General features: G+C 32.1%; 23 protein-coding genes. 16 read left to right on the top strand and 7 right to left on the bottom strand.

All coding sequences use genetic code 11. From position 1 onward, the window contains the following. The first annotated feature begins 20 nt into the window (after positions 1-20). The 10 genes from ABD011_RS07415 (at position 21) to ABD011_RS07370 (ending at position 13478) form a co-directional block, all read left to right on the top strand. Positions 21-2231, top strand: coding sequence for a RelA/SpoT family protein (locus ABD011_RS07415; RefSeq protein WP_343797084.1), 2211 nt, complete (start codon positions 21-23; stop codon positions 2229-2231). Positions 2232-2256: 25 nt separating this feature from the next. After that, on the top strand, positions 2257-2703 hold the full coding sequence (locus ABD011_RS07410; protein ID WP_343797082.1) for a Fur family transcriptional regulator: 447 nt from the start codon (positions 2257-2259) through the stop codon (positions 2701-2703). A 16-nt stretch (positions 2704-2719) separates the two neighbouring features. Then, positions 2720-3994 (top strand): adenylosuccinate synthase, encoded by a 1275-nt coding sequence (locus ABD011_RS07405; protein ID WP_343797080.1) that lies wholly within the window; start codon positions 2720-2722, stop codon positions 3992-3994. 123 nt (positions 3995-4117) lie between these two features. After that, positions 4118-5917: an OstA-like protein gene (locus tag ABD011_RS07400; RefSeq protein ID WP_343797078.1), complete on the top strand. Its 1800-nt coding sequence runs from the start codon at positions 4118-4120 to the stop codon at positions 5915-5917. Position 5918: 1 nt separating this feature from the next. Beyond that, a complete protein-coding gene (locus ABD011_RS07395) occupies positions 5919-7097 on the top strand; it encodes an aspartate aminotransferase family protein (protein WP_343797076.1) in 1179 nt (392 codons plus the stop codon). Between the two features lie 171 nt (positions 7098-7268). Then, positions 7269-8672 carry a tetratricopeptide repeat protein gene (locus ABD011_RS07390; RefSeq protein WP_131507719.1) on the top strand — a complete coding sequence of 468 codons (1404 nt, stop codon included), beginning with the start codon at positions 7269-7271 and terminating at the stop codon, positions 8670-8672. 45 nt (positions 8673-8717) lie between these two features. Next, positions 8718-9638 (top strand): polyprenyl-phosphate transporter, encoded by a 921-nt coding sequence (locus ABD011_RS07385; RefSeq protein WP_343797073.1) that lies wholly within the window; start codon positions 8718-8720, stop codon positions 9636-9638. A 2-nt stretch (positions 9639-9640) separates the two neighbouring features. Beyond that, complete coding sequence (locus ABD011_RS07380) at positions 9641-10660, top strand: DUF368 domain-containing protein (RefSeq protein ID WP_343797071.1); 1020 nt, start codon at positions 9641-9643, stop codon at positions 10658-10660. After that, positions 10653-11390: a shikimate dehydrogenase family protein gene (locus tag ABD011_RS07375; RefSeq protein WP_131507725.1), complete on the top strand. Its 738-nt coding sequence runs from the start codon at positions 10653-10655 to the stop codon at positions 11388-11390. The genes ABD011_RS07380 and ABD011_RS07375 overlap by 8 nt, the downstream gene beginning before the upstream one ends. A gap of 87 nt (positions 11391-11477) precedes the next feature. Further along, the gene (locus ABD011_RS07370; protein ID WP_343797068.1) at positions 11478-13478 is read left to right on the top strand and encodes a DUF349 domain-containing protein; all 2001 of its coding nucleotides are present in this window, start codon (positions 11478-11480) and stop codon (positions 13476-13478) included. Between the two features lie 192 nt (positions 13479-13670). Here ABD011_RS07370 and mazG read toward each other — a convergent pair whose 3' ends face one another. The 5 genes from mazG to ruvX form a co-directional block, all read right to left on the bottom strand. Beyond that, positions 13671-14444, bottom strand: a complete 774-nt coding sequence (gene mazG, locus ABD011_RS07365) for a nucleoside triphosphate pyrophosphohydrolase (RefSeq protein WP_262732632.1) — start codon at positions 14442-14444, stop codon at positions 13671-13673. Positions 14445-14547: 103 nt separating this feature from the next. After that, positions 14548-14973 carry a DUF5606 family protein gene (locus ABD011_RS07360; RefSeq protein WP_129760430.1) on the bottom strand — a complete coding sequence of 142 codons (426 nt, stop codon included), beginning with the start codon at positions 14971-14973 and terminating at the stop codon, positions 14548-14550. A gap of 63 nt (positions 14974-15036) precedes the next feature. Next, the gene (def, locus tag ABD011_RS07355) at positions 15037-15627 is read right to left on the bottom strand and encodes a peptide deformylase (protein ID WP_129760429.1); all 591 of its coding nucleotides are present in this window, start codon (positions 15625-15627) and stop codon (positions 15037-15039) included. A 112-nt stretch (positions 15628-15739) separates the two neighbouring features. Then, positions 15740-16336, bottom strand: a complete 597-nt coding sequence (locus tag ABD011_RS07350) for a T9SS type A sorting domain-containing protein (protein ID WP_343797064.1) — start codon at positions 16334-16336, stop codon at positions 15740-15742. 114 nt (positions 16337-16450) lie between these two features. Further along, the gene (ruvX, locus tag ABD011_RS07345) at positions 16451-16861 is read right to left on the bottom strand and encodes a Holliday junction resolvase RuvX (protein ID WP_335974727.1); all 411 of its coding nucleotides are present in this window, start codon (positions 16859-16861) and stop codon (positions 16451-16453) included. A 231-nt stretch (positions 16862-17092) separates the two neighbouring features. On the opposite strand from ruvX, the gene ABD011_RS07340 reads away from it, so the two are divergent. Continuing rightward, on the top strand, positions 17093-17908 hold the full coding sequence (locus tag ABD011_RS07340) for a 2,3,4,5-tetrahydropyridine-2,6-dicarboxylate N-succinyltransferase (protein WP_129760426.1): 816 nt from the start codon (positions 17093-17095) through the stop codon (positions 17906-17908). Positions 17909-17957: 49 nt separating this feature from the next. Beyond that, positions 17958-19025, top strand: a complete 1068-nt coding sequence (locus ABD011_RS07335) for a glycosyltransferase family 9 protein (protein WP_343797060.1) — start codon at positions 17958-17960, stop codon at positions 19023-19025. Here ABD011_RS07335 and ABD011_RS07330 read toward each other — a convergent pair. After that, positions 19022-19843, bottom strand: a complete 822-nt coding sequence (locus tag ABD011_RS07330) for a glycosyltransferase family 2 protein (protein WP_335974723.1) — start codon at positions 19841-19843, stop codon at positions 19022-19024. The genes ABD011_RS07335 and ABD011_RS07330 overlap by 4 nt on opposite strands. Before the next feature lie 145 nt (positions 19844-19988). Here ABD011_RS07330 and ABD011_RS07325 point away from each other — a divergent pair, with 145 nt between their 5' ends. After that, on the top strand, positions 19989-20750 hold the full coding sequence (locus ABD011_RS07325) for a glycosyltransferase family 2 protein (RefSeq protein WP_343797057.1): 762 nt from the start codon (positions 19989-19991) through the stop codon (positions 20748-20750). On the opposite strand, the gene ABD011_RS07320 is transcribed toward ABD011_RS07325, so the two are convergent. Then, the gene (locus ABD011_RS07320) at positions 20747-21520 is read right to left on the bottom strand and encodes a lipopolysaccharide kinase InaA family protein (RefSeq protein WP_343797055.1); all 774 of its coding nucleotides are present in this window, start codon (positions 21518-21520) and stop codon (positions 20747-20749) included. The genes ABD011_RS07325 and ABD011_RS07320 overlap by 4 nt on opposite strands. Before the next feature lie 103 nt (positions 21521-21623). Here ABD011_RS07320 and ABD011_RS07315 point away from each other — a divergent pair, with 103 nt between their 5' ends. Genes ABD011_RS07315 through ABD011_RS07305 form a run of 3 tightly spaced genes read left to right on the top strand, consistent with a single transcriptional unit; the run spans position 21624 to position 23966 of the window. Beyond that, positions 21624-22541, top strand: coding sequence for a polysaccharide pyruvyl transferase family protein (locus ABD011_RS07315; RefSeq protein ID WP_343797053.1), 918 nt, complete (start codon positions 21624-21626; stop codon positions 22539-22541). Positions 22542-22546: 5 nt separating this feature from the next. Continuing rightward, positions 22547-23404, top strand: coding sequence for a glycosyltransferase (locus ABD011_RS07310; RefSeq protein WP_343797051.1), 858 nt, complete (start codon positions 22547-22549; stop codon positions 23402-23404). 1 nt (position 23405) lies between these two features. After that, positions 23406-23966 carry an L-threonylcarbamoyladenylate synthase gene (locus ABD011_RS07305; RefSeq protein ID WP_343797049.1) on the top strand — a complete coding sequence of 187 codons (561 nt, stop codon included), beginning with the start codon at positions 23406-23408 and terminating at the stop codon, positions 23964-23966. Positions 23967-23971: the final 5 nt, after the last annotated feature.

Raw genomic sequence — 23971 nt, 5'->3', positions numbered from 1 at the left:
CTAATGCGTACTTTAGTTTTATGACAGAAGTTGAGATAGAAAAAGAAAATGCAGCCATTGCTAAAGCTTACAAAGAACTCCTTAAAGTAAGTTACCAGACATTAACTAATGACGATAAAAAATTAATCCGTCATGCGTTTGATGTAGCTGTTGATGCGCACAAAGATCAACGTAGAAAATCTGGTGAAGCCTATATTTTTCATCCTATAGCTGTAGCAAAAATTGTCGCTTCAGAAATAGGCTTGGATGCTATCTCTATTGCTGCTGCTCTGCTCCATGATGTTGTTGAAGACAATGAGGATTACACCAAAAATGACATCGAACAATTATTTGGAGAAACTGTTGCTCGTATTGTTGACGGACTTACTAAAATTTCGTCACTAAGTAAAGAAACCGATGTTTCCACCCAAGCGGAAAACTTCCGTAAAATGCTATTGACACTCAATGACGACATTAGAGTTATCATTATCAAAATAGCCGACCGTCTTCATAACATGCAAACCATGGATGCGATGAGACGTGATAAACAGGAAAAAATAGCTTCTGAAACACTGTATATTTATGCACCATTAGCACATAGAATTGGGCTTTACAATATAAAAACCGAACTAGAAGACCTTGGTTTAAAATATACCGAGCCTGAAGTTTATCAAGACATTCATGATAAAATAAAGGAAAGTAAAGAAGAGCAAGACAAATACATTGAAACCTTTTCTAAAACCATTAAAGATGCTTTAGATACTGAAGGCTTAAATTACGACATTAAAGGTCGACCAAAATCTATTTATTCTATTCGTAGAAAAATGATAAAACAAGGCGTCACCTTTGATGAAGTATATGACAAATTTGCTGTTCGTATCATTTACAAGTCAGATGTCGCTAACGAAAAATTCCTAGCTTGGAAAATCTACTCTATAGTCACAGACCACTTCACACCCAACCCAACACGATTAAGAGATTGGATATCCTCTCCAAAATCTACTGGTTACGAAGCGTTGCATATAACGGTTATGGGACCTAAAGGACGTTGGGTAGAAGTTCAAATTCGTAGTGAGCGCATGAACGAAATCGCCGAAAAAGGCTATGCTGCACACTACAAATACAAACAAGGTAATACCGAAGATGCTCTAGACACCTGGATAAATAAACTACAAGAAGCATTAGAAACTAACGAAACCAATGCTGTTGATTTTGTTGAACAGTTTAAGCTCAACCTATATTCAAAAGAAATTTATGTCTTCTCGCCTAAAGGAGATTTAAAATCGTTACCAAAAGGCGCAACACCTTTAGATTTTGCCTTTAGTATCCATACCGAAATAGGTATGAAAACAAGAGGAGCTAAAGTAAATGGCAAACTGGTGCCTTTGAGTCAAGAATTGCAAAGTGGTGACCAAGTTGAAATTTTAACTTCCGAAAATGCCAAACCTAACTCCAACTGGTTAGACTATGCTACTACTGCAAGAGCACGAAGCAAAATTAAAGGGTCGTTAAAAGACGAGAAAAAAACAATTGCTGAAGACGGTAAAGAGATTTTAAAACGAAAACTAAAACAGCTTAAAATAAACCTTGATGAAAAGGCTGTAAACGACATGGTTGTTTACTTTAAGCTAAAAACAAGCTTAGACTTATTTTATCGTGTTGGCATTGGCACTATTGACAATAGTATGCTTAAGGACTTTGCTTCATCTAGAAGCAATGCTTTAGTTAGCTTTATCAAAAATAAAATCTCTAGAAGGCAAAACATTTCTAAGGAAGAATTAGAAAAAGATGAGATTACCTCAAAGTATGATTTATTAGTTTTTGGTAAAGAAGAAGAAAAACTAGATTATAAGTTAGCTAACTGTTGTAATCCTATTCCTGGAGATCCTGTATTTGGATTTTTAACTATTAATGAAGGTATAAAAATCCATAAAAAGAATTGCCCAAATGCCTTGAGTTTACAATCTAATTATGCCTACAGAATTATTCAGGCAAAATGGATAGATTCTTCGCAACAAGAATTTTCAGCTCAAATAAAATTATCTGGTATTGATAATTTAGGGTTGGTAAACAACATTACAAAAATTATTTCTTCAAATATGCACGTTAACATGAAGAGTATTAGTTTTCAAAGTGACGATGGTGTTTTCACAGGAAAAATCAACGTTGTAGTTAAAAACAACTCCATGTTAAAAAAACTTATGGATAACCTTAAAAAAATTAATGGTATAGATAAAGTTACTAGAGTGTAAAAAATGTGTAAATTTGCAACTTATTATGAGTGTAAAGACAGAACAAAGTAATCAAGAAATCGTAAAGAACGTTTTTACGGCTTTCTTAGAAGAAAAAGGACACAGAAAAACTCCTGAGCGTTATGCTATACTTCAGGAAATTTACGATAGTGAAGAACATTTTGATATTGAATCTCTATACATCAAAATGAAAAATAAAAACTATCGTGTAAGTCGTGCTACACTATACAATACTATAGAAATCCTTTTAGAGTGTGGCTTGGTAAGAAAACACCAATTTGGTCAAAACCAAGCACATTATGAAAAATCTTACTTCGACAAACAACACGATCATGTTATTTTAACTGACACTGGTGAGGTTATTGAATTTTGCGACCCAAGAATTCAATCTATCAAAAAAACCATCGAAGAAGTTTTTGATATAAATATCAACAATCACTCACTTTATTTTTACGGAACTAAAAACAAATAACACTAACTAAATTATAATGGCAGTAGATTTACTACTAGGTTTACAATGGGGAGACGAAGGCAAAGGAAAAATTGTTGATGTTCTCACCTCCAAATACGATATTATTGCAAGATTTCAAGGTGGTCCAAATGCTGGACATACATTGGTATTTAATGGTAAAAAACATGTATTACACACAATACCTTCTGGTATTTTTCATAACGATACTGCAAATGTAGTTGGAAATGGTGTAGTTATTGACCCTGTAATCTTCAAAAAAGAGCTTGATAAATTAGCAGAACAAGATGTGGACTACAAAGCATCACTTCTTATTTCTAGAAAAGCTCATATTATACTGCCTACGCATCGTTTATTAGATGCCGCAAGCGAAGCTTCAAAAGGAAAAGCTAAGATAGGTTCAACCCTTAAAGGTATTGGTCCAACTTATATGGACAAAACTGGGAGAAATGGTATAAGAGTTGGTGATATAGAACTTGCCGATTGGAAAGAAAAATATAGAGCTCTTGCAGATAAGCATGAAGCTATGATAGCATTTTATAATGTTGACATTCAGTACGATTTAAAAGAACTTGAAGCTGAATTTTTTGATGCTATAGAAACCTTAAAAACACTTCAATTTATAGATTCTGAAGAATACTTACACCAAGCACAAAAATCGGATAAATCCATTTTAGCCGAAGGTGCTCAAGGTTCGCTTTTAGATATCGATTTTGGAACCTATCCATTTGTAACTTCTAGTAACACTACAGCTGCAGGTGCTTGTACTGGACTTGGAATTGCTCCTAATAAAATTGGCGAAGTGTATGGCATTTTTAAAGCTTACACTACTCGTGTTGGTTCTGGACCATTCCCTACTGAATTATTTGATCAAGATGGAGAAACTATGGCTAAAGTTGGTCATGAGTTTGGAGCAACAACTGGTCGTCCACGTCGTTGCGGATGGTTAGATTTGGTAGCATTACGCTATGCATGTCAAGTAAATGGTGTTACGCAACTTATCATGATGAAAGGTGATGTACTTTCTGGATTCAAATCGTTAAAGGTATGTACTGCTTATAACTATAAAGGTGAAACCATACATCACTTACCGTTTAATATTGAAGAGAAAAATGTAACGCCTGTATACACAGAGTTTGACGGTTGGAATGAAGACTTAACAGAAATGACTGAAGCTTCTCAAATGCCAAAACAACTTAATGATTACATCGCTTTCTTAGAAAAAGAACTTGAACTTCCTATCACAATTGTTTCGGTAGGACCTGATAGAAAACAAACCATTGTAAGAAAGTAATTTACAAACCTAAATACTAAGCCTGCTCATTATTTTTAAGCAGGCTTTTTTCTGTTAAAAAATGTGTTAACACATACGAAAGCCTTTAGAATATAGTTATTTTTGAAAAAAATTAATTTTATCTTGAAAATACACAACCTACTCTATTACACTATACTTATACTTTTTGTAGTCACTAAAAGTTATGCTCAAGAAGGTAAAAGAATACAAATTGAGCATGCTGGTTTTATGGTTGCTGATTCTACTGTTGGTAAAGACATTGCAACCTTTGTAAGAAATGACCAGCAACAAATTCATGTCACTCATGATGGTGTAAACATGTGGTGTGATAAAGCCATATATTATAAGAACGAAAACTTTATTGAGGCATTCAGTAATGTAAGAATGCAGCAAGGAGATACTATAAACATGACTGCTAAGTATGTTGAATATAGCGGAACTACAAAACTAGCTTTTGCCAGTGGAGACGTTGTACTTACCGAACCGCAATCTACTTTAACAACTGACACGCTCTTTTTTGACAGAGCAAAACAACAAGCTTATTATAAGAGCAAAGGAAAAGTGGTTAGAGACTCATCTGGTACTATTACTAGTCAAATTGGTCGTTATTATATGGACAGCAAAAAATACCGTTTTTTAAAAGACGTGGTATTGGTTAATCCTGATTATACAATTAATTCCAACCAATTAGATTTTTATTCTGAAAGTGGTTACGCTTACCTTTATGGTCCAACAACTATTAAAGGCGAAGCTTCAAACATTTATTGCGAAAGAGGATTTTATGACACCAATAACGATGTTGGTTATTTCGTAAAAAAATCAAGAATAGATTATGAAAATCGAATTTTTGAAGGTGATAGTATGTTCTTTGATCGAAACCGAAGTTTTGCTTCTGCAACCAATAACATAAAAGTTACAGATACCACAAATAAAAGTATCATTAAAGGACATTATGCCGAAGTATTTAGAGAAAAAGACTCTGTGTTCATCACCAAACGCGCTTTAGCTATTACAGTACAAGAAAACGATTCCATTTACATACACAGTGATACGCTTATGGTTACTGGTAAACCCGAACATCGAATTACAAGAGCTTATTACAATGCCAAAATTTACAAAAGCGATTTAAGTGGAAAAGCAGATTCTATTCATGCTGACCATAAAACAGGATTGACCGAGCTTATCAATTTATCACGCTTTTCATCAACCGATGCTTTTGCTACTAAGCGCAAACCTATATTATGGAACTTAGGTAATCAAATGAGTGGAGACACTATTCACTTAATTTCAAACACTGAAACCGAAGAACTAGACTCTTTAAAAGTATTTGACAATGCCTTTTTAATAAGTAAAGACACTTTAGGCACTGGATTTAATCAAATTAAGGGTCAAAAACTATATGGCTTGTTTAAAAACAACGAATTATATAATGTTGATATCATAAAAAATGCTGAAATCATCTATTTCTCTAGAGATGGAGAAAATGAACTCATTGGAATAAACAAGTCTAAGTCTGGTAGTATCAACATTCAAATTACAGATAACACCATTAATGAAATTAGACTAATAAATCAGGTTGATGGAGACTTATTTCCTGAATCTCAATTCCCTGAAAACGCTAGACGACTTAGAGGTTTTGATTGGCGAGAAGAAGAACGTCCAACTAGTGTTGAAGATCTTTTTAAAGACGATCCTCCACTAGAACTTCCTATCATAAAAGGACTAGGAGAGTTTGTTCCTGAAGAAGAGTTTTTTGATGAAGCATTGTTAGACCGAGTTGAAGAAGCTGAAAGCGAAGACCCTAAAAAAGTAAACAAAGCTGCTCGTAATATTCCTAAACAAGTATTGCAAAAAAGAGATTCCATTAAAGCTCAAAACACACCTCTAAAAAAGGTGGTTAAGCCTAAAAAGGATAAGCAATAACATGAAATCAGATTTTTTTACATACCAAGCGCAAACGAGTCCACATCCTTTAGCTATGGAAATTTCTCATGCTAATGGTAGTTATATTTATGATTCAAACAATAAAGCATATTTAGATTTTGTAGCTGGTGTTTCTGCAAATAGCTTAGGTCACAATTACCCAAAAGTTGTTAACGCCATAAAAAATCAATTGGATAAGTATATGCATGTTATGGTTTATGGTGAATACATTCAAGAACCAGCAGTAGAACTCGCTAAACTTTTAGCTAAGCATTTACCCAAGTCTCTTGAAACAACGTATTTAACAAACTCTGGTACCGAAGCTATTGAAGGCGCTTTAAAACTAGCCAAACGTTTTACAGGTAGAAGTCAAATAATTGCTGCAAAACATGCTTATCATGGTAATACTATGGGCTCCATGAGTGTTATGGGTTACGAAGAACGCAAGCAAGCCTTTAGACCTTTACTACCTGATGTCCATTTTATTGAATTCAATAACGAAGTTGACATCAATACAATTACCACAAAAACTGCAGCAGTAATTTTAGAAACCATACAAGGAGGTGCAGGTTTTATTGAGCCTACCAATGATTACTTACAAAAGGTGAAAGCGAAATGTAAAGCTGTTGGTGCTGTTTTAATCTTAGACGAAATCCAACCTGGTTTTGGCAGAACAGGAAAACTATTTGGTTTTGAACACTACAACTGTGTTCCTGATATTTTGGTTACAGGTAAAGGCCTTGGTGGTGGAATGCCTATTGGTGCATTTACAGCTTCTAAAGACATGATGTCTAATTTAACTGAAAACCCAAAACTAGGACACATCACTACATTTGGAGGGCATCCTGTAATTGCAGCCTCAGCTTTAGCTACAGTAACAGAAATTATTGAAAGTAATGTAATGACTGAAGCTTTAGAAAAAGAGCAATTAATACGTAAAAAACTAAAACATCCTTTAATAAAAGAAATAAGAGGAAAAGGATTAATGCTAGCTGCAATGACACCTTCTGCAGACATAACAAATGAAGTTATTTTAAAGTGTCAAGACGAAGGATTAATACTTTTTTGGTTACTTTTTGAGCCAAAAGCCATCAGGATTACGCCTCCATTAACCATTTCAAACGAAGAAATTATTAAAGGTTGTGACATAATACTTAAAGTTTTAGACTCAATTTCTTAATCTTATTTGCTCTAAAAACACCACCTAAAACACTGATACAAAGCAAATAAAACCCATTTATATAAAATAAAAATTCACCTGTTAATTAATTTGTTAAAAACATTCATCGCAAAAACTTCAATTGCGCCAATAGAACAGTAAATTTATTACAAGTAACAATTATACCTGCCTATGGAGTTCAGTCGCAGTGACGAAAACAACTTATCGCTTACAAGATTTGAGTCAATGCTAAAAACCAACAATGTGTTGTTTTTTGATTCAAATGAGTTTGAAAACATAATCCAGCACTATCTGGAAATTGGTAAAATTGCCCTCGCAAAAAAAGCCATCAAATTAGGGTTAGAGCAACATCCAACGTCAGTTAACCTTAAACTTTTTCAGGTTGAGATTTATGTTATTGAAAACAAGCTAGAACATGCCGATAAAATTCTTGATGAACTTTATGAAATAGAACCTTCTAACGAAGAAATTTATGTTCAAAAAGCAAATGTTCTCTCTAAAAGAGATGAACACGAAATGGCAATCAACACGTTAAAGATTGCTTTAAAACTGAGTAATAATGACGAGGATGATTCCGATTTATACGCACTCATTGGTATGGAATACCTGTTTTTAGATAAGTTTGAAGAAGCAAAAGAGTATTTTATCAAGTGTCTTGAATTAGACATGCACGATTACTCTGCTTTGTATAATATTATTTACTGTTTTGACTTTCTTGACCAAAACGAAGAAGCTATCAACTTCTTAACTCAATATTTAGACAGCAATCCTTATTGCGAAGTTGCATGGCATCAATTAGGAAAACAATACTTTGCAATTAAAGACTATAAAAAAGCATTAGCAGCATTTGACTTTGCTATTATTTCAGACGACACTTTTGTAGGTGCTTATCTTGAAAAAGGAAAAGTTTTAGAAAAGCAACAACAGTACAATAATGCTATTGAAAATTATAAAATAACCTTAGCACTTGACGAGCCTACATCATTTGCACTGTTAAGAATTGGTCATTGTTATGAAAAATTAGGCAATGACGACTTAGCGGTTCAATATTTTTATAAAACTGTACACGAAGATCCGCTTTTAGATAAAGGATGGATTGCCATTACTAAGTTTTATAATAAGAAACGAAATTTCCAAAAGGCGCTTTATTACATCAACAAAGCAATAAATATTGATTGTGAAAATGTAATTTACTGGAAATTGTATGCGCAAATCAATCATCAGTTAAACTTTTTGGAAGAAGCTGAAAGAGGCTACAAAAAAACATTAGAACTTGGAAATTATGAACTTCAAACTTGGTTATCTAGGTCTGATATTCTAATCAGTTTAGGTGAGTTTGAAGCTTCAATTTACAACTTAATTCAAGCTGCAGAATTCTATCCTGAAACACCTGAAATTGAGTTTAGATTAGCTGGTTTATATTTTACATTACACGAATCAGAAAAAGCGCATTACCATTTAAAAAATGGCTTGTTGCTAGACGATGAGTTTTATTACATACTAGAAGAACTTTTCCCAAAAGTTTATAATAAAATTTCTGTAAAAGAGATTATTTCAAATTCTAAAAAGGCTTAAAGCGAAAATTCCATACCTTTACGTTTCTTATTTTTAAAATAACAAATGCAAAGACGCTTTTTAGATTATTTCATCCTTTCACTTAAAGGTATTGCCATGGGAGCAGCAGATGCAGTTCCTGGAGTTTCTGGCGGAACAATAGCCTTTATTTCTGGTATTTACGAAGAACTAATTACCACAATTAGCAACGTTAACTTATCTTTAATTACAACTCTTAGGAAAGAAGGTTTTAAAGCCTTTTGGAATCAGCTTAACGGTAACTTTTTGGTGGCACTATTAACTGGTATTGTTATTAGTTTTGTGTCCTTTATGCGATTAGCCAAATACCTTATTGAAAATCATCCTATTTTAATTTGGTCGTTCTTTTTTGGGTTAATTGTAGCTAGTATCTTCTTTGTAGGTAAGCAAATACAAAAATGGAATTTAGCAGTTATTATTTCTCTAATAGCTGGAGCCTTAATCGCTTATTACATTACAACACTACCTTCAATGGCTAATAATGACAATCCTTTGTTTTTATTTTTTGCTGGAGCTATTGCTATTTGCGCTATGATTTTACCAGGTATTTCGGGTTCATTCATTCTTGTTATTCTTGGTGCTTATAAAACTTTAAGTGATGCTTTGCATGACTTTGACATAAAAAAAATACTAATTTTTGCTGTTGGTGCAGTTGTTGGTTTATTGAGTTTTAGTCGCGTTTTAAAATGGTTGTTCAAAAACTACCACAATATCACATTAGCTATTCTTACTGGTTTTATTTTTGGGTCTTTAAACAAAATTTGGCCTTGGAAAAAAGTGCTAACATGGAGAACAAACTCTAAAGGAGAACAAATTCCTTTATTAGAAGAAAGCATATCTCCTTTTAACTTTGATGGAGATCCTAAATTAGCAATTGCCATTGTTTTAATGATTGTAGGTTTTTCTACAATTTTTATACTTGAAAAGTTAGGTTCTAAAAAACAATAACAATGCAAAGCACCAGAACTTTTAAAGACAAACTCTTTCTGGTCATTAAAGGACTAGCAATGGGAGCCGCAAATAAGGTTCCTGGAGTATCTGGTGGTGTGGTTGCTTTTGTTGCAGGGTTTTATGAAGAGTTTATATACTCACTTCAAAAGGTAAACAAAACAGCTTTTAAACTTTTATTCAACGGTAGGTTTAAGAGTTTTTACAATTACATAAACGGTCGGTTTCTTACCTTACTCCTCTTCGGGATGTTGGTAAGTTATTTTAGCGTATCCAAAATATTGGATTACTTCCTGGAGCATTATCAGCTTTTTGTATGGAGTTTGTTTTTTGGGATGATTATTGGCTCCATTTATTACATAAACAAAGATTTTAAAGACTGGAATTATAAAACAATACTCTCTTTAATTATAGGTATAGCCTTAGGTGTTGGTATTAGCTTTTTAGATCCTGCTAAAGAAAATGACAATCTTTGGTTTGTATTTTTCTGTGGAATCATTAGCGTTTCAGGAATGACACTTCCTGGATTTTCTGGCTCTTTCATATTAATTCTCTTAGGAAATTACGTATTACTTCTAGTGGACTCCGTTAATGCGTTATATGATACTTTTTCTGAAATATTTAGCGGCAATTTTGAGTTTGTTCACGATGCAAATAGAATAAGAATGCTAAAAGTTTTAGGAGTGTTCACTTTAGGCTCAGTTACTGGATTAGTAACATTTTCGCACATACTTAATTACATTTTAAAACATTATAAAAGTATTACCACAGCAACAATAATTGGTTTTATTATTGGCTCTCTTGGTGTTGTTTGGCCTTGGAAAGAGATTGTTTACAAACAAAACGCTTCAGGTGATTTCATTTTAGACTCTACTGGACAAAAAATTATAGAAAACTACACACGATTTATTCCTGAACTTAACAACGAAACATACATTGCAATTTTGTTTGTTTTAATAGGAATTTTAATAGTTTTGGCGTTGGAATGGTACGGACAAAAAACCAGAAAGATAAATGCATAAATTAGGATTAGTAGGTAAGAATATCTCCTATTCATTTTCCAAAAAATATTTCACTGAAAAATTTGAAAATGAACAACTTCCGTTTGAATACGAAAATTTTGACATCAAAGCAATTTCTGAATTAAAAGATATTATTGCTTCCAATAAAAAGTTAGTAGGATTAAACGTAACTATACCTTACAAAGAGGCTGTAATTCCTCTATTAGACGATATTAACAAAAGAGCTAAAAAAATTGGAGCTGTAAATACTATAAGAATTTCTCCTAAAGGAAAACTTAAAGGCTACAACACAGATTATTACGGATTCAAAAAATCATTACAACCTTTATTAAAACCTCATCATACTTCTGCTTTAATTTTAGGAACAGGTGGAGCTTCAAAAGCTATAGCATACACGCTTAAAAAATTAAAAATAGATTTTGATTATGTGTCTAGAACTCCAAAATCTGGCGTTAAATTTTTGTATTCAGATTTAACCGATCAAATCATAAGCTCATACTCAATTATTATTAACTGTACTCCTGTTGGAACTTATCCTGACGTTAACACATGTCCTGATATTCCTTACGATGGCATCACATCTAACCACATACTTTACGATTTAATCTACAATCCTGATCAAACAAAGTTTTTAACCTGTGGTGACATAAAAGGTGCACAAACTTGTAATGGCTATAAAATGCTAGAGCTACAAGCCGAAAAAGCATGGAAAATTTGGAATCTTAAATAAAGTACCAAAATTTCTATTCCTTTTTGTAATTCAGTGACTTGTTAGTATATTAGCTTTTTAAGTATTTAGAACTAAAAACATTGTAAAATGTCAGAGAAAGATAACCTGCAAAATGCAGATGGAAACGAAGAAACAAAAGCTACTGCAAATCAAGCTACTGAAAGTACTGGAGCTGAAACAACTCAAGATGCTACGTCATTAGAAAACCCAACAACTGATGAGAATACTAATTCTACTTCAGAACAGGTTGAAACTAATGAGGAAACCAAAACTGAGACTGTTGAAGAAAAATCCAACTCTCATGTAGATGAAATTGACGAGTCTAATGCCGAAGATGCTGAAGACGAAAGCAATAGTGAAAGGCACACACTAGAAGAAAAAGACTACCACGCCATGTCAATGGAGCAGTTGGTAAAAGAATTTGACAGTTTACTTAAACAACAAAAAGTTCAAACTATAAAATCTCATGTTGATGAGATAAGATCTGAATTCAATGCTAAATTCAGTGAACTTCTTGAAGAGAAAAAAGAAGAATTCATTAACGATGGTGGTAATGAAATAGATTTCTACTACTCTACTCCAACAAAAAAAGAGTTCAATTCACTTTATAAAGAGTATAAAAGCAACCTAAACGCTTACTACAAAAATCTAGAAAGCAGTTTAAAATCTAACCTTGAAAATCGTTTAAGAATTATTGAGGAAATTAAGGGACTTATTAATGTTGAAGAAAATATAAACACAACATACAAGCACTTTAAAGAACTACAAGAAGAATGGCGAAATGCTGGTCCTATCCCAAGAGACAAATACAATAACGCTTGGAATACATACCATCACCATGTTGAGATTTTCTATGACTTCCTGCATCTCAATCGTGATTTAAGAGATATGGATTTTAAACGCAACTTGGATCAAAAACTTAAAATTATTGAGCGCGCTGAAGAACTTGCAAAAGATGACAACGTAAACAGAGCGTTTAGAGAATTGCAAGTGCTACATAAAATGTGGAAAGAAGACCTTGGTCCTGTTGCTAAAGAACATCGAGAAGACATTTGGGATCGATTTAGTAATGCAACTAAAACCATACATGATAAACGACAAGCGTATTATGCCGATTTAGATAAGGCCTATGAAGCTAACTTAGAGCGTAAAGAAGAAATTATCGCTAAAATTGATGCAGTAGCTCAAGACAATGCCAACACACATCAAGCATGGCAAAAGAAAATAAAAACTATTGAAGCCTTAAGACAAGATTTCTTTAATGCTGGAAAAGTACCAATTAAAGTTAATGAAGCTACTTGGGCAAAATTTAAAGCTTCAGTAAGAGCTTTTAACAAAAAGAAAAATTCCTTTTATAAAAACTTAAAAAAGGAACAGTATGATAATCTTCAGAAAAAGCTAGACCTAATAAAAATTGCTGAAGACAATAAGGACAGTGAAGACTTTGAAACTGTAACACCTTTAATGAAGAAAATTCAAAGCGACTGGAAAAAAATTGGACATGTTCCAAGAAAAGACAGTGACAAAATTTGGCACAAGTTTAAAGCTGCTTGCAATCATTACTTCGATAAACTTCATGCAGAACGTAATGCTGCTAATAAAGAATTATTTGAAGCCTATGAAAAGAAGTCAAAGTTTTTAGAAGCCTTAAAAGATTTAAAATTATCAGGAACACCAGAAAGTGATATTGAAACTTTAAAAGCTAAAATAGACGAGTGGAAATCATTAGGCAATGTTCCTCACAGCAAACGTTATATTGAAGGAAAGTTCAATAAGGCTTTAGATGACATGTTTGGTAAACTTAAAATGGATAAGACCGAAATTGAAATGATTAAGTTTGAAAACAAACTTGAAGCCTTATCACAACCTGATGATACTAGACTTCTTGATAATGAACATAATTTTATTCGTAAAAAAATAGACGAAGTAAAAGGAGAAATCAACCAGCTAGAAAACAATCTTCAGTTTTTCTCTAATGTTGATGAAAGCAACCCTATGGTAAAAGATGTTTTAAACAATATTGAAAATCATAAAAACAATCTGAGCATTTGGGAAGAAAAACTTAGAAAGCTTAAGGATATGTATTAAAAATCAAATCCTACCTGCTAAAAACAGGTAGGATTGTGACCCCTAACTAAACTAAATTTTGAATCTTAATCACATCCGCTTAAAATATAATTAAGACTACCTACTTATGATTATGAAACTATAATTTCAAGTTTCTATCTGTATTATATACGTATTATCTTACATGTTTGGATCACGCAACGTGAAAAAAAATTATATTTTTTTTGCTTCTTCCCAATAAACGTCCATTTCTCTTAGGCTCATGTCCTGTAAACTTTTGTTTAGTGACTTCGCTTTTTCTTCTAAATACTGAAATCTTTTAATAAATTTTTTATTGGTTTTCTCTAAAGCATTCTCAGGATTAATTTTTAAAAACCTTGCATAGTTTATTAAAGAAAATAAAACATCTCCAAATTCATTCTCCATATTTTCTCTATTTCCACTATCTACTTCATGCTTCAATTCTTGGATTTCTTCCTCAACTTTTTCCCAAACTTGATGAGGCTCTTCCCAATCAAAACCTACTCCAGCAACTTTATCCTGTACTCTACTCGCTTTTACCATTGCTGGTAAACTTCTTGGAACACCTTCTAATACACTTTTCTTTCCTTCTTTTAGTTTTAACTGCTCCCAATTGCGTTTTACATCTTCTTCATTATCGACACTTACATCTCCATAAATATGCGGATGACGATCAATAAGCTTATCGCAAATGCTATTACAAACATCAGCAATATCAAAATGGTTGGTTTCGCTTCCTATTTTTGAATAAAATACAATATGTAAAAGCACATCACCTAGCTCCTTTTTTACTTCATCTAAATCATTATCCAAAATAGCATCACCTAACTCATAAACTTCTTCAATGGTTAGGTGTCGTAAGGATTCCATAGTTTGTTTTTTATCCCACGGACATTGCTCACGCAACTCATCCATAATGATTAACAAACGCTCAAATGCTTTTAGTTGTTGGGTTTTATCTGTCATGTTTTGATAATATTAAGACCCAAAAATACGATTAATAGCTATTTAGTAAAGCATGTATTACTACATGTTTATTAAAACATATTAACCAAAAAAATGTAAATTGTTATTCTTCTTCTTCAGAAGTTGAATCTTCAAGAGCTTCAAGGTTTTCCAACAGGTTGTGTTGGTGAAGTAAATTGTACCATTGTACAATCTTTTTTATGTCGCTTGCATATACTCTATCTTCGTCATAGTCTGGTAAAACTTCAAAGAAATATTCTTCTAAGGCATCTTTACCATCTTTATGACTTACTGATGTAGTTTGCCCGTTTTCTTTCTCTTTTATTTTAAGAAACACTTTGTATAGTGGCAATTCTTCTGATAGTGTATAAATAGCTATTTCACTAAGTACACTTACATTGCTGTGTATGTTAACTGATAGTCTTTTTTTATCAATTAATGATTCGGCAATTAATCCTCCACGTGTTTGCGTTACTATTTTAAATAATCCAGGTTTTCCGGAAATAGAAAGAATTTTATCTAAACTCATGTGTTAAACAGGCTTTTTTTGTTGTGGGCAAATATAATTTTTTGTGAATAAGAATTAAAACTATTAACGTTTCTTTTTCATTAAAGGAAACTTCATTTTATAGTCAATCTTTATTTTTCCTTTTGATATGTTAGCTAGCTTTCCTTTTATAAGTCGCTTTTTAAATGACGATAACTTATCAGTAAATAAAACACCTTCAATATGGTCGTATTCATGCTGAATAACTCTCGCAATTAAACCATCAAACTCTTTGACATGTGTTTCAAAATTTTCGTCTTGATATTGAATCTTTATTTTTGGTTGTCTAAACACATCTTCTCTTACATCTGGAATACTTAAGCAACCTTCGTTGAAAGCCCATTCATCACCTTCTTCTTCTAAAATTTTAGCGTTTATAAAAGTTTGTTTAAAAGCTTTTAATTGTTGCTTTTCTTCTTCAGTATGCGATTCATCTTCTGAAAACGGTTCAGTATCTACCAAGAACAAACGTATTGGCAACCCTATTTGTGGTGCTGCCAAACCTACACCATACGCACCATACATAGTATCGTACATATTATCAATAAGTTCATTAAGATTAGGATAATCTTTAGTAATCTCTTCTGCTTTTTTTCTTAAAACAGAATCGCCATAGGCAACAATAGGTAAAATCATAAATTCTTATTTTCGGATGCAAAAATACAATTCTTATGCCTTTTTTGAAGTTTTTAAGCACAAAAAAACTCCTTACACTGTAAGGAGTTTAATATTTGAGTTTGAATATTTTTTATCTCATTACTACAACCTTCTTTGAAATAGATAGATTGTTAGATGTAATTTGAACCATATAAATACCGTTAGGTAAATTAGAAATACTTAAAGGTTTTACACTTAAATTATCAGTATTTTCAGTTAAAACTAATTTTCCTGTTACTGAATATATATTAATACTTGCCGAAACATTAGATTGAAACTTTACGTTTAATGTATTTCCAGTAGTTACTGGGTTTGGAAACACTCTTAAAGAATTAAAAATTGCTTCAACTTGTTTTATCGATAGTGTTTCGTTAGTAAGTGTTCCGTCAGTGTATTCGCAAGTTGCATAACCAAAATCAGCTATAAAAGTGTTTGGTGGAGCAACTGGGTCTCCAGATGTTAATCCATAAATAGAATACTCGTCATCACAACTAGATAGTGTAAAAACACTAGTTCCTACATTTACAGTAGTTGGTCTGTTCTCACATAGAGAAGTTCCTGAGTCATAAAAGAAATACAATGAAGATCCATTAGAGAATCCTGTTGGAGGGCAAGATTGCGCGTTTACTTTATTAAAACCAAATAGGCCTATTATAAGTAATAAAAATAAATAGTAGTTGTTTTTCATAGTTTGGGGTTTTAAATAATTACCAAGCCAAACATATATCTCAGGAGCAAATGCCTAAAATAATTTAGTTGAAATACCTTAATTTACTGATAAAATACACTTTATAGCCCTATTTTATCTCGAATACAGGTAACTTTGAAGTATTATTGTAGCACTAATTTCATCTACTAAGGCTTTATTTTTTCGTTGTTTTTTAGTCAACCCACTATCTATCATGGTTTGAAACGCCATTTTAGAAGTAAAACGTTCATCAACTCTTGTAAATGGTATATCAGGAAAAGTCTTCGTAAGCTTATCAATAAATGGTTTAATAGCTACCTCACTTTCAGAGGCTTCATTATTTAAACGCTTAGGCTCTCCAATAACAAATAGCTCTACAGATTCATTAGAGACATACTCTTTTAAAAAAGCAAACAAGTCTTTAGTTTCAACAGTTGTTAACCCAGAAGCTATAATTTGCAACTCATCAGTTACAGCTATTCCTGTTCTTTTAGTACCAAAATCTATTGCTAAAATTCTTGCCATATTGATTGCAAAGGTAACATAATAAAAAACTCTCCCTTTATAAAAAGGAAGAGTTATTAAAATAATTAGCTATTAATTAACTGATGATTTAATTTCCCTCTAACTAAACAAAACCACTCATTAATCATTTTTAAGACACACATAAAACAGATAGGTCACATATTATTTTATTTTTTTCTCTTAAAATTATAGAACTATCTTTGTAGCTAGTTTAAAACTTAAATTATACCAATGACAGAATTACAGACCATTATTGAAAATGCTTGGGAAGACAGAGCACTTTTAAAAGATCAAAACACAATTGACAGCATTAGAAAAGTAGTTAACTTACTAGACGCTGGAGAATTAAGAGTTGCTGAACCTACCGCTAACGGTTGGCAAGTTAACGAATGGGTTAAAAAAGCTGTGGTATTGTATTTCCCTATTCAACAAATGGAAACGCTAGAAGTTGGTATTTTTGAGTATCATGATAAAATTCCTTTAAAACGTAACTATGCTGAAAAAGGTATAAGAGTAGTACCACATGCTGTAGCAAGACATGGTGCTTATATTTCATCTGGCACTATATTAATGCCTAGTTATGTTAATATTGGTGCTTATGTTGATGAAGGCACCATGGTTGACACTTGGGCAACTGTGGGTAGTTGCGCTCAAATAGGAAAAAACGTTCACCTTTCGGGTGGTGTTGGTATTGGTGGAGTTTTAGAACCTTTACAAGCTGCTCCTGTAATTATTGAAGATGGTGCATTTATTGGTAGTCGTTGTATAGTTGTTGAAGGCGTTCGTGTTGAAAAAGAAGCTGTACTTGGTGCTAATGTTGTACTGACTATGAGTACAAAAATTATTGATGTTACAGGAGATGAACCTGTTGAAATGAAAGGTATTGTGCCAGCACGTTCAGTTGTTATTCCTGGAAGTTATACCAAAAAATTTGCTGCTGGCGAATACCAAGTGCCATGTGCATTGATAATTGGTAAGCGTAAAGAAAGTACTGACAAGAAAACTTCTCTTAATGATGCTTTAAGAGAGTACGACGTTGCTGTGTAAATTTAAACTGAGTTAGTGTTTCTGCTAATGATTTAAGAAAACTTATAGTTTGAAAGTTTTAATCATTCAACAAAAAATGATAGGTGATGTTTTGGCAACAAGCATTTTGTTTGAGGCTATAAAGCAAAAATATCCTGATGCTGAAGTGCATTACATTATCAACTCTCACACCTATCCTGTTGTTGAAAACCATCCTTTTATTGATAAGTTTCATTTTTTTACACCCGAACTTGAAAAAAGCAAGCTAAAACTATATCAATTTGCGAAACAGCTAAAAAAGGAACATTATGATGCTGTAATAGATGTTTACTCTAAAATATCTAGTAATATAATAAGTTATTTTACGAAAGCTAAAATCAGAATTTCATTAGACAAAGGTCCTAACGCATTAATTTACAATCATCTTTTTAAAAATAAATTGAAAGCTGATACTAATGCAGGATTAGCTATAGAAAACAGACTGCAATTATTAACGCCTTTAGGAATTGACCCTTTACATATTGTTAGACCAAAAATTCACCTTACTGATTCTGAAAAGCAAAACGCTAGAGACTTTTTACTCGGTCATGATATTAGTTTAGAGAAACCTTTATACATGATAGGTGTTTTGGGAAGTGGTAGCTCCAAAACATATCCTTTTGAGTATATGGCAAAAACGATAAATACTATTGTTAATGAGCAACCTGAAGCTCAACTATTATTTAATTATATCCCTAAGCAAGAAGCTGAAGCCAAAACTATTTATGAGTTGTGCAATGCACAAACCAAAATGCAAATCTATTTTGAAGTGTTTGGAAAAAGCTTGCGAGATTTTTTAGCAATAACATCTCATTGCGATGCTTTAATAGGTAACGAAGGTGGTGCAATTAATATGGCCAAAGCGTTACAAATTCCAACGTTTACTATATTTTCTCCATGGATAAAAAAAGAAGCTTGGAATATGTTTGACGATGGTAAAACCCATGTTTCGGTTCACTTAAAAGATTATAATCAAGAGCCTTATTTAAACATAAAACATCCTAAGGAATTAAAATCTAAAGCTGCAGAATTATACTCTCAATTTAAACCAACGTATTTTGATGAGGAATTAAAAACGTTTTTAAAACGTTTAAACTAACCTTTCTTAATTCCGTACTCTGTCCACTTTAAGTTTTCCTTTTTCACTTTAGCTCTAATGGCTAAATTACGATCTAGCGACTCTTGCGTTTTATAACCTCTAGCATGATCCAAATGTAAACAAATGGCTTTATAGCGTATTTGTTTTGTTTTAATTCCATTATTAACTAGGCGTTCTCCCAATTCTCTATCAGGACCACCATATTGCATGCGTTCGTCATAACCGTTAATGGCAATTAAATCGGTTTTCCAAGCAGAAGAATTACAGTTATTAAATGTTGCTCCTGTTGGTGTTATCTTATCCATAAAATCAGCATATCCATTTTTAGCAGAAAGCTTCAACTTGTTTTTCCAGTTAAGTTCTCCTTGAGATTTTAACCATTTTACTTCAAAACAACGTTTTGATTTAATATCATCTTCAGCTATGGTTTCGCTAATATCCATTGGTAATTTGCAATAACCACCAGATAAGAAATACCCTTCTTCAGCAAATTTAGCATGCGTTTCTACAAAGTCTTCTCTTGGAATACAATCACCATCAGTAAATAGGATATACTCGTTTTTTGCCATTACAATGGCTTCATTTAATATTTTTTGGCGTCTATATCCTTTATCTTCATGCCAAGCATGAGTGATTTCTACAGGATAATCTGCTTTAAACCTATCAATAAGCTCTTTGGTTTCATGAGTAGAGCCATCATCAGCAATTATAATATCAAAATCCTTATAGGTTTGCACACTATAACCATAAAGTACTTTCTCTAACCAATCGGTTTTATTGTACGTAGCGATTATAACTGTTATTTTAGGAAATGCCATTTAATTGGGTTTTTCTTGTGTAATTAATTGGTGCAAATATAAGCAAATAGTATACATTATATTTTGAAAAAGGGGTTTTAAAACTATTGATATGGCTATTGAATAATTACAAAATACGTACTTTTACAACATCAATATTTTTTAAATGATAAAACTATCTGGTGTAATAATTACGTTTAACGAAGAACGCAAAATTGAAGAATGTCTTCAATCGTTAAGCAATGTAGTTGATGAAATAGTAGTTGTAGATTCGTTTTCGACTGATAACACTAAAGCTATTTGCGAAAAATTTAACGTAAGGTTTATTGAACAGAAGTTTTTAGGCTATATCGAACAAAAAAACTTTGCTATTGCGCAAGCAAAACATGACTACATTGTTTCTCTTGATGGTGACGAAGCCCTATCTGATAAGTTGCAACAATCTATTTTAGATGTAAAATCGAATTGGAAATATGATGGATATTACAGCAACCGTTTAAATTGTTTTTGTGGTCAATGGATAAAATACACAACATGGTATCCTGATAAAAAATTGCGTGTTTTTGACCGAAGAAAAGCAAAATGGTCTGGTATTAATCCGCATGATAGAATTGCTCTAACCGATAAAAACAATAAGGCAGGTTTTTTAAAAGGAGATATACTTCATTGGAATTATGACACCTACTCTGAGTACAATAAAAAAGTAGAATTATTTACCTCAATTTCGGCTGAAGCCTATTATAAATTAGGAAAAAAAGCACCTTTATATAAAATACTTTTTAATCCAACTTGGGCATTTTTTCAATCTTACTTTTTAAAACTTGGATTCTTAGATGGCTTTAATGGTTTTTTTATTTCAGTACAAACCGCCAACACACGGTTTTTAAAGTATTCAAAACTGCGTAACCTATACAAGCAAAATCGTTAGCGTTTTTTCTTCCTCCAAAAAAAGTATTTCTTTTTAAAAGCTTCTTTCTTTTTAAACCCTGAAGAAAATTTTTGAGAATAAAAGTACATGCGTTCTCTAACTTCATCACTAGGCTTGTTCATTAATTTAGCATACTCATCACTTATTATATCTAACATATAATCTTTTGGAGACAAGCGTGCAAAATTAGCTAAACGTTCTTGATAGTTTAATGTTTTAAAATCCATTCGGTTAAGGTCTACTAAATAAAACTCATAACCAGAATTGGTCTTTTTTATAAGTGTATTTCCTGGAGAATGATCTAAAAAATGAATTCCCTTTTCGTGCAAGTCATAGGTAAATTGAGTAAACTGTCTTAATATGTTTTCGTAATCTTCATATTTAGGCTCATCAATAAGTTTTCTTATAGTGAAATCATATTTTAACTGCTCACTAATGTAATAGCTTCTTCCAAATGTAAAAATAGATTTATACTCTACAAATGCCACTGGAGTTGGTGTTAAAACACCCATTTTTAGCAAACGCTTCGCGTATAAAAAAGAACGTTCAGCTTTACTTTTTCTAAAAAAACGATAGACAATTTGGTTAACTACATTAGGGTTTTTAAAGGACTTAATATTGTACTCTGCATTATCAATTGTTATCTTTTTAATTTTATTTCTAGAACCATAACCTATTAATTTCCCTTCGTGGTCAAAATTATCAATTGACTTAAGAACTTTTTCCTTATTCAATTTTGAGTTATCTGCCAATACTATTGTAATTCCCATAAACCTGCTCAATAATTTCGTATTTTTATATAAGAGTATAAAAGTAACATATAATCATAAAGTGTTTAATACTTTTATATAATTTATTTACTTTGCCAATTGTATGAGCTACCTTAATTTTTTCAAGAAAAAACTATCACACTTTGAGAGAGCGCGCAATAAAAAAGAAGTTATTGAGCGAATAGTTTCCAATCCGTATCAACACAATAACGATGTTGTTAACCTACATAGATTAGACCCAAACAATGTTGGCGACTTTTACTGTGCACCTCATCATTACTTTGATGAATTAAAAGGAAAAGCTCTCGATTTGTTTGATTACAAAAATAATGACGATAGCGTTAGAGACAATTGGCACAAGACTATTTGCGAAAATGCTCTTATTATTGGAGGAGGTGGATTGCTAAACCGACCAGGTTTTAACATGCACATGAATATGCTTGAAAAACTATCTCAAACCGATAAAAAAATTGTGTTTTGGGGAGTTGGTCATAATAGCAAAAGCTCAAAACTTTACGGAAAACAAATTAAATACAATATTACACCTAGCAATTATGGTTTAGTAGGTGTTAGAGATTATGGCAGAACTGAAGAATGGATACCTTGTGTAAGCTGCATGCATCCTATTTTTGATACTTCGTTTGATGAAACCAGAGAAATTGGTATTGTTTTTCATCAAAAAACACTCAGAAACAAAAAGGTTATTTCAAAATTTTCAGACTTTGAAAGTATAGCAAACAACTCCACTTTTGAAGCAATGGTTGAGTTTATAGCTTCATCAAACATAGTTTTGACCGATAGCTACCATGCTATGTATTGGGCAATGTTGTTTAATAAAAAAGTTATGGTGTTTCCTAATTCAACCAAGTTTTACGATTTTAAATACCAACCTGTTATTTCAACCTTTTCAAACTATAAAGACGATTTAAACAAACTTCAATCCTATGATGAAGTTCTAGAAGAATGTCGAACAGTTAATAATGCATTTGCTGAAAAAGCATTTAATTACTTAAACTTATAATTCCAATGTTTGAGCATTTCATAATCACAAGATTTAACCTTACTAATCCTGATTGGACCACAACAAAAAATAATGAGTTATTGCTCAATGACTCTTGGATGGAACAACGCATATGGTTGTTTAAAAGTTTTTGTCTACCCTCAGTTGTTAATCAAACCAACAAAAACTTTACTTGGTTAATTTTTGCAGATACAGCAACAAAATCTGATTATAAAACCATACTGAATGATTTGGTTAAAGACCATGACTTTATTCGATTGGAATATATTGATGGTATGGCAAAATTTCAAAGTTCAATAAACACTATAGTTTCTAAAATGTCGCAAGGCAAAAATCATATCATTTCAACCAGAATTGACAATGACGATGCTATACACAAAGATTTTATTAGTGAAATTCAAAGCCAATTTAATTCACAAAAATATCTTGTTATTGATGTTATTAAAGGGTACTCCTTACAAATAAAACCTCAAATAATGCTCGGAAAAAAGGAGCATATTTTCAATCCTTTTTTAAGCTTAATTGAAGAAAATAAAAACCCTAAAACCATTTGGCATAATAGTCATACCGATTGGAAAAATGAAACACGCATTAAGTACTACACAAAAAAGCGCTTGTGGATTGCTATAATACACGACAAAAACAAAATAAACAACTTTAATGGTTACGGAAATATAAACTGGAAAAACTTATCAAAGGAGTTTATTCTTTCTGATGAAATGAGCAACACTATATTAAATAATGCCATTGATAAAAGCCAATGGAGAAAATTGAGTTTAAAAAACCGCATTATCGTAAAGTACAAAGTGTTAAGCAAAATTTTCAAAAAGAGTATTGGTGTTTATAAACTAAAATCTAAGTAACATGACTGATGAAATTAACTCAGCACTAAAAGTTTTAAAACAAGGAGGTATTATCCTTTATCCTACAGATACGGTTTGGGGAATTGGTTGCGATGCTACCAATTACGAGGCAGTTGAAAAAGTTTTTAAACTTAAACAACGTGCCGAAAGTAAAACTATGATTTGTTTGGTTAACGATTTTAAGATGCTTAATCAGTATATCGAAGATGTACCAGAAGTAGCTTATGATATTTTAAAATACGCTGCAAAACCTACTACAATTATTTACGACAGACCATTACGTGTTGCTGAAAATTTAATCCCAAAAGACAATACACTAGCCATAAGAGTTGTTCGTAAAGGGTTTGCCAATGCATTGGTTAAAAAACTTAGAAGACCTATTGTTTCAACATCTGCTAATATTAGTGGACAACCTACACCAAAATCGTTTAAAGAAATAAGCGAAGACATTTTAAAAGGTGTGGACTATGTTGTAAATTTGCAAAATGTAAAATCAGCATCAAAACCATCTGCAATTATTAAATTAAGTAACGATGGTGCAGTAGAGGTTATAAGAAAATAATTTTC

Origin of the sequence: Gaetbulibacter jejuensis, assembly GCF_039524015.1 — a bacterium.
GTDB lineage: Bacteria > Bacteroidota > Bacteroidia > Flavobacteriales > Flavobacteriaceae > Gaetbulibacter_B > Gaetbulibacter_B jejuensis.
Note: the sequence above shows the minus strand (reverse complement) of the source record. Positions and strands in the feature narration are given on the sequence as shown.

Bases quoted from the DNA above. Each gene is read 5' to 3' on its own strand.
- ABD011_RS07415 (WP_343797084.1), top strand. From the start codon at position 21: ATGACAGAAGTTGAGATAGAAAAAGAAAATGCAGCCATTGCTAAAGCT.
- ABD011_RS07410 (WP_343797082.1), top strand. From the start codon at position 2,257: ATGAGTGTAAAGACAGAACAAAGTAATCAAGAAATCGTAAAGAACGTT.
- ABD011_RS07405 (WP_343797080.1), top strand. From the start codon at position 2,720: ATGGCAGTAGATTTACTACTAGGTTTACAATGGGGAGACGAAGGCAAA.
- ABD011_RS07395 (WP_343797076.1), top strand. From the start codon at position 5,919: ATGAAATCAGATTTTTTTACATACCAAGCGCAAACGAGTCCACATCCT.
- ABD011_RS07390 (WP_131507719.1), top strand. From the start codon at position 7,269: ATGGAGTTCAGTCGCAGTGACGAAAACAACTTATCGCTTACAAGATTT.
- ABD011_RS07385 (WP_343797073.1), top strand. From the start codon at position 8,718: ATGCAAAGACGCTTTTTAGATTATTTCATCCTTTCACTTAAAGGTATT.
- ABD011_RS07380 (WP_343797071.1), top strand. From the start codon at position 9,641: ATGCAAAGCACCAGAACTTTTAAAGACAAACTCTTTCTGGTCATTAAA.
- ABD011_RS07375 (WP_131507725.1), top strand. From the start codon at position 10,653: ATGCATAAATTAGGATTAGTAGGTAAGAATATCTCCTATTCATTTTCC.
- ABD011_RS07370 (WP_343797068.1), top strand. From the start codon at position 11,478: ATGTCAGAGAAAGATAACCTGCAAAATGCAGATGGAAACGAAGAAACA.
- mazG (WP_262732632.1), bottom strand. From the start codon at position 14,444: ATGACAGATAAAACCCAACAACTAAAAGCATTTGAGCGTTTGTTAATC.
- ABD011_RS07360 (WP_129760430.1), bottom strand. From the start codon at position 14,973: ATGAGTTTAGATAAAATTCTTTCTATTTCCGGAAAACCTGGATTATTT.
- def (WP_129760429.1), bottom strand. From the start codon at position 15,627: ATGATTTTACCTATTGTTGCCTATGGCGATTCTGTTTTAAGAAAAAAA.
- ABD011_RS07350 (WP_343797064.1), bottom strand. From the start codon at position 16,336: ATGAAAAACAACTACTATTTATTTTTATTACTTATAATAGGCCTATTT.
- ruvX (WP_335974727.1), bottom strand. From the start codon at position 16,861: ATGGCAAGAATTTTAGCAATAGATTTTGGTACTAAAAGAACAGGAATA.
- ABD011_RS07340 (WP_129760426.1), top strand. From the start codon at position 17,093: ATGACAGAATTACAGACCATTATTGAAAATGCTTGGGAAGACAGAGCA.
- ABD011_RS07330 (WP_335974723.1), bottom strand. From the start codon at position 19,843: ATGGCATTTCCTAAAATAACAGTTATAATCGCTACGTACAATAAAACC.
- ABD011_RS07325 (WP_343797057.1), top strand. From the start codon at position 19,989: ATGATAAAACTATCTGGTGTAATAATTACGTTTAACGAAGAACGCAAA.
- ABD011_RS07320 (WP_343797055.1), bottom strand. From the start codon at position 21,520: ATGGGAATTACAATAGTATTGGCAGATAACTCAAAATTGAATAAGGAA.
- ABD011_RS07315 (WP_343797053.1), top strand. From the start codon at position 21,624: ATGAGCTACCTTAATTTTTTCAAGAAAAAACTATCACACTTTGAGAGA.
- ABD011_RS07310 (WP_343797051.1), top strand. From the start codon at position 22,547: ATGTTTGAGCATTTCATAATCACAAGATTTAACCTTACTAATCCTGAT.
- ABD011_RS07305 (WP_343797049.1), top strand. From the start codon at position 23,406: ATGACTGATGAAATTAACTCAGCACTAAAAGTTTTAAAACAAGGAGGT.